9 protein-coding genes are annotated in these 9,269 nt (G+C 60.2%); 3 read left to right on the top strand and 6 right to left on the bottom strand.

Features of this window, described 5'->3' with window-relative positions; translation table 11 throughout:
• Positions 1–106: 106 nt before the first annotated feature.
• Together gudD and KGB27_RS29840 are read right to left on the bottom strand one after the other, a co-directional pair.
• Positions 107–1,450, bottom strand: a complete 1,344-nt coding sequence (gene gudD / locus KGB27_RS29835; protein ID WP_008044644.1) for a glucarate dehydratase — start codon at positions 1,448–1,450, stop codon at positions 107–109.
• Between the two features lie 24 nt (positions 1,451–1,474).
• On the bottom strand, positions 1,475–2,821 hold the full coding sequence (locus KGB27_RS29840) for an MFS transporter (protein WP_223557291.1): 1,347 nt from the start codon (positions 2,819–2,821) through the stop codon (positions 1,475–1,477).
• 281 nt (positions 2,822–3,102) lie between these two features.
• Between KGB27_RS29840 and KGB27_RS29845 the strand changes: the two genes are divergently transcribed.
• Positions 3,103–3,819, top strand: coding sequence for a FadR/GntR family transcriptional regulator (locus KGB27_RS29845; RefSeq protein WP_008033665.1), 717 nt, complete (start codon positions 3,103–3,105; stop codon positions 3,817–3,819).
• Between the two features lie 100 nt (positions 3,820–3,919).
• Here KGB27_RS29845 and KGB27_RS29850 read toward each other — a convergent pair whose 3' ends face one another.
• The gene (locus KGB27_RS29850) at positions 3,920–4,828 is read right to left on the bottom strand and encodes a DMT family transporter (protein WP_223557292.1); all 909 of its coding nucleotides are present in this window, start codon (positions 4,826–4,828) and stop codon (positions 3,920–3,922) included.
• 96 nt (positions 4,829–4,924) lie between these two features.
• Here KGB27_RS29850 and KGB27_RS29855 point away from each other — a divergent pair, with 96 nt between their 5' ends.
• Positions 4,925–5,788: a LysR substrate-binding domain-containing protein gene (locus tag KGB27_RS29855; RefSeq protein ID WP_008033671.1), complete on the top strand. Its 864-nt coding sequence runs from the start codon at positions 4,925–4,927 to the stop codon at positions 5,786–5,788.
• Positions 5,789–5,995: 207 nt separating this feature from the next.
• Here KGB27_RS29855 and yegQ read toward each other — a convergent pair whose 3' ends face one another.
• On the bottom strand, positions 5,996–7,321 hold the full coding sequence (gene yegQ, locus KGB27_RS29860; RefSeq protein ID WP_008033673.1) for a tRNA 5-hydroxyuridine modification protein YegQ: 1,326 nt from the start codon (positions 7,319–7,321) through the stop codon (positions 5,996–5,998).
• A gap of 174 nt (positions 7,322–7,495) precedes the next feature.
• Here yegQ and KGB27_RS29865 point away from each other — a divergent pair, with 174 nt between their 5' ends.
• Positions 7,496–8,557: an AI-2E family transporter gene (locus KGB27_RS29865; RefSeq protein ID WP_192229169.1), complete on the top strand. Its 1,062-nt coding sequence runs from the start codon at positions 7,496–7,498 to the stop codon at positions 8,555–8,557.
• Here KGB27_RS29865 and KGB27_RS29870 read toward each other — a convergent pair.
• Both KGB27_RS29870 and KGB27_RS29875 read right to left on the bottom strand, forming a co-directional pair.
• Positions 8,554–8,736 carry a hypothetical protein gene (locus tag KGB27_RS29870; protein ID WP_008033676.1) on the bottom strand — a complete coding sequence of 61 codons (183 nt, stop codon included), beginning with the start codon at positions 8,734–8,736 and terminating at the stop codon, positions 8,554–8,556. The two genes, KGB27_RS29865 and KGB27_RS29870, sit on opposite strands and share 4 nt — an antisense overlap.
• A gap of 112 nt (positions 8,737–8,848) precedes the next feature.
• Entirely contained in the window at positions 8,849–9,043 is a 195-nt protein-coding gene (locus tag KGB27_RS29875) for a hypothetical protein (RefSeq protein WP_008033677.1), read from the bottom strand.
• Positions 9,044–9,269 lie beyond the last annotated feature (226 nt).

Consider the following 9,269-nt stretch of genomic DNA (forward strand, 5'->3'; position numbering starts at 1 on the left):
GAGCTTGCTCGCGAAGGCGGCGGCAGATCTTGCATCGACGTGACTGAGAGACCGCCTTCGCGAGCAAGCTCTGCTCCTACAGGGGGATGCGGTGTTCTCCAGGGTTTTAACGCACCAGGCTTGGCCGCTTGTTATCGAATTTCCATCCCGGAATCAGAAACTGCATCGCCACGCTGTCATCCCGCGCACCCAGCCCCATGCCTTTGTACAGCTCATGGGCCTTGGCCAGTTGGTCCATGTCCAGTTCAACCCCGAGCCCCGGTTTCTTCGGCACTTGCACGCAACCGTCGACGATTTGCAGCGGCGCTTTGGTCAGGCGCTGGCCGTCCTGCCAGATCCAGTGGGTGTCGATGGCGGTGATTTCGCCCGGTGCGGCGGCCGCGACGTGGGTGAACATCGCCAGGGAAATATCGAAGTGGTTGTTGGAGTGCGAGCCCCAGGTCAGGCCCCATTCGTGGCACATCTGCGCCACGCGAACCGAACCCTGCATCGTCCAGAAGTGCGGGTCGGCCAGCGGGATGTCCACCGATTGCAGCTGGATCGCGTGACCCATTTCCCGCCAGTCGGTGGCGATCATGTTGGTCGCGGTTTTCAGGCCCGTAGCACGGCGGAATTCGGCCATGACTTCCCGGCCTGAATAACCGTTTTCCGCACCGCACGGGTCTTCGGCGTAAGCGAGGACGTGATGCTGATCGCGGCACAAACGGATCGCTTCTTTCAGCGACCAGGCGCCATTCGGATCAAGGGTGATGCGTGCGTCGGGAAAGCGTTCGGCCAGCGCGGTGACCGCTTCGATTTCTTCGTCGCCACTGAGCACGCCGCCCTTGAGCTTGAAGTCCTTGAACCCGTAACGGGCGTGGGCGGCTTCTGCCAGGCGCACTACGGCATCGGCGGTCATGGCTTTCTCGTGGCGTACGCGGAACCAGTCGTTGTCGGCGTCCGGTTCGCTGCGGTAAGCCAGATCGGTGGCGTTGCGATCACCGACATAAAACAGATAACCGAGCATCTTCACTTCGTCGCGTTGCTGGCCTTCGCCGAGCAGCGCTGCGACGGGCACGTCCAGGTGCTGGCCGAGCAAATCGAGCAGCGCCGCTTCCAGGCCAGTCACCGCGTGAATGGTGATGCGCAGGTCGAACGTCTGCAAGCCGCGCCCACCGGCATCGCGGTCGGCGAAGGTCTGGCGCACCTGGTTGAGAATCCTCTGATAGGTGCCGATCGGGCTGCCGACCACCAGGCTGCGCGCATCTTCCAGAGTCTGGCGAATGCGCTCGCCCCCCGGCACTTCACCGACGCCGGTGTGCCCGGCGTTGTCCTTGAGGATCACGATGTTGCGGGTGAAAAACGGGCCATGGGCGCCGCTCAGGTTGAGCAGCATGCCATCGTGACCGGCCACCGGAACCACTTGCATGCTGGTGATGATCGGGGCTTTTGCGGTGTCTTGTTGGTTCATGTTCTTGTCCTTAAATAGCAGCGATCAGGCGTGGTTGGGCGTTGGTTTGCCCAGCGCAACGGCCGGTGCGGTTTTCGGTGTGTTGCGTGCAGCGAAGACGATGATCGCGGCGATGATCGAGGTCGCGGCGAGGCCGTACAGCCCGCCTTGAATCGAGCCGGTGTGTTGTTCCAGAAGGCCGAAGGTGGTCGGCGCGACGAAGCCGCCGAGGTTGCCCACCGAGTTGATCAGCGCGATCACGCCAGCGGCGATTCGTGCATCCAGGTATGCCTGGGGAATTGGCCAGAACAGCGAAGAAGCCGATTTGAATCCCAGTGCAGCGAAGCAGATCGCCACGAAAGCGAAGACCGGTCCGCCGGTGGTGGACATGAACATCCCCGCTGCAGCGATCAGCAGGGCAGCGGCGACCCAGGCTTGCTGGTGTTTCCATTTTGTCGAGAGCGACGCGAAGGCGTACATGCCGACAATCGACAGCAACCACGGGATCGAGTTGAACAGCCCGACCTGAACGTCGCTGAGGTCGCCCATCTTCTTGATGATGCTCGGCAGCCAGAAGGTCGCGGCGTAAATGGTCAGCTGGATGAAGAAGTAGATCAGGCAGAACAGGATGATCTGGCGATCCTTGAGCAGCGTGCCCAGCGACGGTTTGATCGGCGTCGCGGCTTCGCGGGCCAGTTGTTCGTCATCGATGGCTTTGACCAGCGCGTCTTGCTCATCGCGGCTCAGCCATTTGGCGTCGTGGGGTTTGGAGTCGAGCCAGAACCAGACGAATACGCACAGCCCGACCGAGAACATGCCTTCAATGAAATACATCCATTGCCAGCCGTGCATGCCGAACCCGCTGATTTGCAGGAGCAGACCGGACAACGGGCCGGAGATCAGCGAGGCAATGGCTGAGCCGCTGAGGAAGATCGCGATGGCCTTGCCGCGTTCTACTCCGGGTAACCAGCGCGTGAAGTAATAAATCACCCCGGGGAAGAAGCCGGCCTCAGCCACGCCCAACAGGAATCGCAGGATGTAGAAGTGGGTTTCGTTCTGGATGAACGCCATGCAGGCGGCCACCAGGCCCCAGGTCAGCATGATGCGGGTCAGCCAGATTCGTGCGCCGACTTTTTGCAGGAGGATGTTGGAGGGGACTTCGAACAGCGCGTAGCCGATGAAGAACAGGCCGGCACCGAGGCCGTAGGCGGCAGCACCAATGCCCAGGTCATGTTCCATGTGGGCGCGGACGAAGCCGATGTTCACGCGGTCGATGTAGTTGACGATGAACATGATGACGAACAGCGGCAGAACGTGGCGTTTCACTTTCGAGATGGCGGACTTCAGGACCGAATCGGCACCGTCGTGCATCCCGGGTACGGATGTATTCACTTGGTTTTCTCCCACTGATTATTTTTATGCGGGGTGTTGCAGGTGTGGCGTTGTTGCTAGACATCATACAACTACATTTTTTTATCCTGCAAGAGGTAATGCTCAACAAAATAGTATGGTTAAGGTCATTTTTTATTCAGTTTAGGGGTGTTTGTACGCTTGGTTTTTGTCTTGGATGTCTGTTTTGTTGAGTGTTGTCATACAAGTCGGGGGCGGTTTTCTTGAGAAACCGTTCGACCGCAGTGCTACGATCCGCTTAGCCCTGCTTTCGGATGATTGCCATGCAAGATGACCTCGACGCGCCTGCCCGCAAGCGCACTCACAACCTGGCCCATGACCTGGTCGCGAAACTGACCCAGAGCATCCTGCTCGGCCAGATGCTGCCGGGGGACAAGCTGCCGTCGGAGAACAGCATCGTTCAGGAGCACGGGGTCAGTCGCACCGTGGTGCGCGAGGCGATCTCGAAGTTGCAGGCGTCGGGGCTGGTGGAAACCCGGCACGGCATCGGCACGTTTGTCATCGAGCGCGCACCGGAGCAGGGGCTACGACTGAATGTCGATACCGCGCTGGGCGTGCGCAGCATCCTGGAGTTGCGCCTGGGCCTCGAAACCCAGGCCGCTGCGTTGGCGGCGATTCGGCGCACGGACCCGCAATTGGCACAGATGCGCGAAGCGCTGGACGATTACCAAAGCCTGCTCGCCAACAACGACAGCTGCGTCGAAGCCGACAGGCGTTTCCATCTGCTGATCGCCGAGGCCACTGGCAATGTCTGCTTCACGGAAATCATGCAGCACCTGGGCAGCGCGATGATCCCCCGCACCCGCGTCAACGCGGCTGAACGTGGCGCGGCGGATTTGAGCAAGCTGGGGCAGTTGGCCAATCTGGAACACGAGGCGATTCTCAACGCGATCAAGCGTCAGGATGCGGACGCGGCGCGGGCGGCAATGTGGCTGCACCTGACCAACAGCCGGGACCGGTTTCTGGCGGATCGCGATTAACCGCCTTCGCGAAATCCGGCTGGCACCGATCCGAACCGCGATCCCCTGTAGGAGCCGGCTTGCCGGCGAAGGCGCCAGCTCCATCACCACAAAACACCCATCAAACACCCGCCACCCGAATCGCCACAAGCCGCCGCTCCAAATTCAACGCCAGCACACTGACCAGCACCACCATCCCCCCGACAACGATCATCACCGTCGGCCGTTCCCCCAAGCCAAACGAGGCAATCGCCATGGCCGTCGGCGGCACCAGATACAGCGTCATCGTCGCCCGGCTCAAATCAACGTGAGTCAACACAAATGCCCAGGCCAGGTAGGCGAGCGCGCTCGGAAAAATGCCCAGCGCCAGCACTGCCAGTTGCACCTGCATCGGCGCGTTGACCGCTTGTGCCGCCAACCCCGGCAGATAAACCAGTAACAACGCGGTCCCCGACCACACCGTGTAGCAGACCAGTGTCAGCCCGTCGTAACGCCCGGAGTGATGTTTCTGTAACGCGAAGTAAAAACTCCAGGACACCGCCGCCAGCAGAATCAACAGGCCATGGGCGTCGATGCTGCCCAGTCCGCGATCGCCCGCCACCACAATCACCACGCCGATCAATCCCAGAAAAACACAGCCCCAGCGCCACGCGCTCACCTGGTCTTTGAACACGAAGCGCGCCAGCAGCGTGCTGAACAAGGGCGTCGATTGCGCGAGCACGCTGGACGCACCGGCGCTGACCCCTTGCTGACCAAAATTGATCGCCACGTGATGCAGGCTCACCGCAAAAAAGCCGAGGCCGAACAGCAGCGGCAAATCGCGAAGGGTCGGCAGGCTGATGCCTTTGAACACCGCGACCAGCGCCATGAACACCGACGCCAGCAGAAACCGCAGCAATGCCAGATGCCCGGGATCATAGGCTTGCAAGCCGATGTGAATACCGGTCGGGGAATAGCCCCAGCACGCGACGACGAAGGCCATGGCCAGGATGATTTTGAGGGGAGGGGTGGCGGTTGAGAGCGCTTTCATGGTCGGGCACCTGTGGGCGGATGCTTCGAGTATCAGAATGCGGACCGTTCGCCACAACTGACTTATACTGCGCTAACCGTTCACTTTGGGTGATGTATGGAGCTGGCTCAGATTCGCATGTTCAAGACCGTGGCTGACGTCGGCAGCATCGCCCGGGCGGCCGAGCTGTTGCATTGCGTGCCGTCGAACATCACGGCACGGATCAAGTCGCTGGAAGCGGAGCTGGGCGTCGCGTTGTTTATCCGCGAAGGCAGAGGGTTGCGCATCAGTCCGTCGGGGCAGACTTTTCTGGCCTACGCCTCGAAGATTCTCGCCATGACGGCTGAAGCCAAGCGGGCGGTCGACCCCGCCGCCGAGCCGTCCGGCCCGTTGCGCATCGGCGCCATCGAATCGTCGGCCACCGGTCGCTTGCCGCGTTTGCTCGCCAAGTTCCACAAGCGCTATCCGGCGGTCGCGCTGGAGCTGACCACCGGCACGTGGGGCCAATTGCTCGATGACACTGCCAACCACCGGCTCGACGGCGCAATCGTCGCGGTGGATGTCGAGCGCTCACAACTCAAGCGCACGCCGATGTACCGCGAGGAGCTGCTGCTGATTGCCTCGACGTCGCTGGGGCCGGTGCGCGAGATCGCCGATTTGCAGGACAAGACCGTGTTCATGTGGCCCCAGGGGTGTCCTTACCGTGCGGCGCTGGAACATTGGTTGTTGCGCCAGGGGCAGGCGCTGCCGATTGTCAGCCTGGCGAGTTACGGCGCGATTGTCGGGTGCGTCAGCGCGGGGGCGGGGGTCGCGCTGGTGCCCAAAGGGGTGTTCGATCAGTACGCCAAAGGCGCGGGGTGCGCGGGGTATGAGTTCCCTGAGCTGACCGCCATCGACAACCTGTTTTACTGGCATGAAAACGCCGGGGTTCATCCAGCGCGAGAAGCGTTTGTGGCGATGTTGCGCGAGGAGTTCACCTGAGATCACCACCGCTATCCGAAACACCGCGAACCTGTGGGAGCTGGCTTGCCAGCGATGGCGGCCTTAGCTGCGGTGAAAATTTGAAGGGCCTCATCGCTGGCAAGCCAGCTCCTACAGGGGGCGCGGTGTTCAAAAGAAAGCGGTGTATCAGCAATAGCGGTGTGACAGGGGATGCGGTGTTTTGGGGATAGCGATGTTGATCGAAGATCACATCTCGCGCACATCCCGCATCAACAACCCGAAGCGCAAATCCACCGCATCCGGTATCGGCAGGTACACGGTGTGCCCATCCCCCGGCGCCACATCGATGGGTTGGCCTTTGACGTTCTGCAACTGATGCAAATCGAAGTGGAAGTTGCCCTTGGGCGTCATCAGTTCCATGTGATCGCCCAGGCCAAAACGGTTCTTCACTTTGACTTCCGCCAGCCGGTCGCGCCGCTCGCCGGTCAATTCACCGACAAATTGCTGTCGCTCCGACACTGAGCTGCCGTTCTGATAATTCTGATATTCGTCATGCACGTGACGACGCAGAAAACCTTCGGTGTAACCGCGCTGGGCGAGGGATTCCAGATCGGTCATCAGGCCCCGGTCGAAGTCGCGACCGGCCACCGCATCGTCGATCGCCCGGCGGTAAACCTGAGTGGTGCGCGCGCAGTAAAAGTGAGATTTGGTCCGGCCTTCGATTTTCAGCGAATGCACGCCCATTTGCGTCAGGCGCTCGACGTGCTGCACGGCGCGCAGGTCCTTGGCGTTCATGATGTAGGTGCCGTGTTCGTCTTCGAAGGCCGGCATCAGTTCGTCGGGACGGTTGGCTTCCTGCAACAGGAACACTTGATCGGTGGGCGCGCCAATTCCCAGCGTCGGTTCGGGCTGGAAGGTCTGCACGATGTCGCCGAGCAGATTTTCCGTGGCTTCTTGCGCCGAGTACTTCCAGCGACAGGCATTGGTGCAACTGCCCTGATTGGCATCGCGTTTGTTCATGTAGCCCGACAGCAGGCAGCGGCCGGAATAGGCCATGCACAACGCGCCGTGGACGAACACTTCCAGCTCCATGGCGGGCACTTGCTGGCGGATTTCGGCGATTTCTTCCAGGGACAGTTCCCGCGACAGGATGATCCGGCTCAAGCCTTGTTGTTGCCAGAACTCGACACTCGCCCAGTTGACCGTGTTGGCTTGCACCGACAGGTGGATCGGCATCTGCGGAAAGTGCCGACGCACCAGCATGATCAGGCCCGGATCGGACATGATCAGCGCGTCCGGTGCCATGGCAATCACCGGCTCCAGGTCCTTGAGGAAGGTTTTGAGTTTGGCGTTGTGCGGGGCGATGTTTACCACCACGTAAAAGCGCTTGCCCTGTGCCTGGGCCTCGCGAATGCCGAGCGCCAGGTTGGCGTGATCGAACTCGTTGTTGCGCACCCGCAGGCTGTAGCGCGGCTGGCCGGCGTACACCGCGTCGGCGCCATAGGCGAAGGCATAACGCATGTTTTTCAGGGTGCCGGCGGGGGCGAGCAGCTCAGGTGTGAAAAGGGTCATGGGCGGGTCGATCGCAAAAGCCGGCGAGGATAATCGGCATGCCCGTGGCATTCATTGATCTGGATCTATGCTTGATGAACAAACGGATGGCACTCGCGCGAACCGTGGCGGACTAAGCATCAGTACGGCTCTTGCTACAAGGGCCTGTGCCCTGCGGACTGACATGGATCGGACATGAACGAAGAGAAGGTACAAGACAAATCACTGGTGATTTTGCTGGGGGTGGTGACCGCCGCGTTTATCTGGATTTTGCTGCCGTTCTACGGCGCGGTGTTCTGGGCGGTGATCCTCGGCATTCTCTTCGCGCCGTTGCAGCGGCGACTGCAACTGAAGTTCGGCTGGGAGCGCAACCTGACGTCAATGCTGACGTTGAGCATCTGCATGGTCATTGCGATCCTGCCGGTGATCATCCTCAGTATTCTGCTGGTCCAGGAAGGGGCGGCGCTTTACAAGAGCATCGAAAGCGGCGAGCTGGACATCGCGGGGTACATCACGCATTTCAAACACAGCCTGCCTCCGTACTTCCAGCACTTGCTCGATCGCGCCGGGATCGGTGAGCTGGAGGGGCTGCGGGAGAAAATCATCAAGAGTGCGGTGACGGGCAATGAGTTCATCGCCAACAAAGCCTTCAGTTTCGGTCAGGGTACGTTTGATTTCGTGGTGGGTTTTTTCATCATGCTGTACCTGTTGTTCTTCTTTTTGCGCGACGGAGCAGAACTGGCGCGCAAAGTGCGCGCCGCCGTGCCGCTGGAAGAACACCAGAAACGCCGTTTGCAGCTCAAGTTCAACCGCGTGGTGCGTGCCACGGTGAAGGGCAACCTTTTTGTGGCGATCACTCAAGGCGCATTGGGCGGTTTTATTTTCTGGTTTCTGGACATCCCGAGCTCGTTGCTCTGGGCGGTGTTGATGGCGTTTCTGTCGCTGTTGCCGGCGGTTGGCGCAGGGATTGTCTGGGCGCCGGTGGCCGCATTTTTCCTGTTCAGCGGGGCGATCTGGCAGGGCGTGGTGCTGGGGCTGTTCGGGGTGTTTGTGATTGGCCTGGTGGACAACGTGCTGCGTCCGATCCTGGTGGGCAAGGACACGAAGATGCCGGACTATCTGATCCTCATCTCGACCCTCGGCGGCCTGGCGATTTTCGGGCTCAATGGCTTTGTCATCGGACCGTTGATCGCCGCGCTGTTTATGTCGAGCTGGGCGATTTTCATGGAAACCAAACCGCGGGTGCAGTTGCCTTAAGCGCTGAGTCGGCCAGCGTCGAAGCTCTGTGACAGTGCCTTGGCGGCGGTCAGCGATGGGAGCGGACCGCTGATTTGTTCACCGTCCTGGACCAGATACCAACAGGCGAGCAATCCTAGCTCTCTAAGCGAGGCGGGAACGGCGCTGCCAATAACGGACATGATTTGAACCTGGGACATAAGTACCTCCATCAATCTATGGAGCTACCTTACGGGGCCGCCGCGCGAACGAACAATCATCGCTTTCGATAGTCGACATTGACGCCAGCGGGTGCAAACGACCGTCTGTCGGTCAGTCGACCACCAGGTCCAGCATGTGGACCACTTCCTGTTCGTTGAGCAGGCCTTTTCGCACAAGGTTTTCGGCCAGCAGCGAAAGAAATTTGGCGCTGCGATGACCTTCCAGGTGCTTGAGTTCGGTCAGGGCGTTGTAGACCTTGCTGGAGGTGCACAAACCGAGGTTACGGTGCGGGTTTTGTGTGGGCATGTGGTCGTCCTTGTTGTTATCAACCTGTTGTTGGCGGACAGGTCCGAGCTTGCGGACCTGACATGACATAAATATGACCGTGTTCCCCCAAGGCGGGGGTGAGGGTGGGTGAGTCAATCTTGCCAACTTAAACCGCCTGCATTGTCCCGATAGCGACCTTGATGCGATTTATCCAGACTTTTGCCGACGGGTGGGGCCTTAAAACTGCTGTTCGAGTGTGATGTTG

The organism is Pseudomonas sp. BF-R-01, from assembly GCF_019946615.1.
GTDB classification, from domain to species: Bacteria; Pseudomonadota; Gammaproteobacteria; order Pseudomonadales; family Pseudomonadaceae; genus Aquipseudomonas; species Aquipseudomonas migulae.

What these genes read in the sequence shown, in the direction of transcription:
- gudD (WP_008044644.1), bottom strand. Translation starts at nt 1,450, where the DNA reads ATGAACCAACAAGACACCGCAAAAGCCCCGATCATCACCAGCATGCAA.
- KGB27_RS29845 (WP_008033665.1), top strand. Translation starts at nt 3,103, where the DNA reads ATGCAAGATGACCTCGACGCGCCTGCCCGCAAGCGCACTCACAACCTG.
- KGB27_RS29850 (WP_223557292.1), bottom strand. Translation starts at nt 4,828, where the DNA reads ATGAAAGCGCTCTCAACCGCCACCCCTCCCCTCAAAATCATCCTGGCC.
- KGB27_RS29855 (WP_008033671.1), top strand. Translation starts at nt 4,925, where the DNA reads ATGGAGCTGGCTCAGATTCGCATGTTCAAGACCGTGGCTGACGTCGGC.
- yegQ (WP_008033673.1), bottom strand. Translation starts at nt 7,321, where the DNA reads ATGACCCTTTTCACACCTGAGCTGCTCGCCCCCGCCGGCACCCTGAAA.
- KGB27_RS29865 (WP_192229169.1), top strand. Translation starts at nt 7,496, where the DNA reads ATGAACGAAGAGAAGGTACAAGACAAATCACTGGTGATTTTGCTGGGG.
- KGB27_RS29870 (WP_008033676.1), bottom strand. Translation starts at nt 8,736, where the DNA reads ATGTCCCAGGTTCAAATCATGTCCGTTATTGGCAGCGCCGTTCCCGCC.
- KGB27_RS29875 (WP_008033677.1), bottom strand. Translation starts at nt 9,043, where the DNA reads ATGCCCACACAAAACCCGCACCGTAACCTCGGTTTGTGCACCTCCAGC.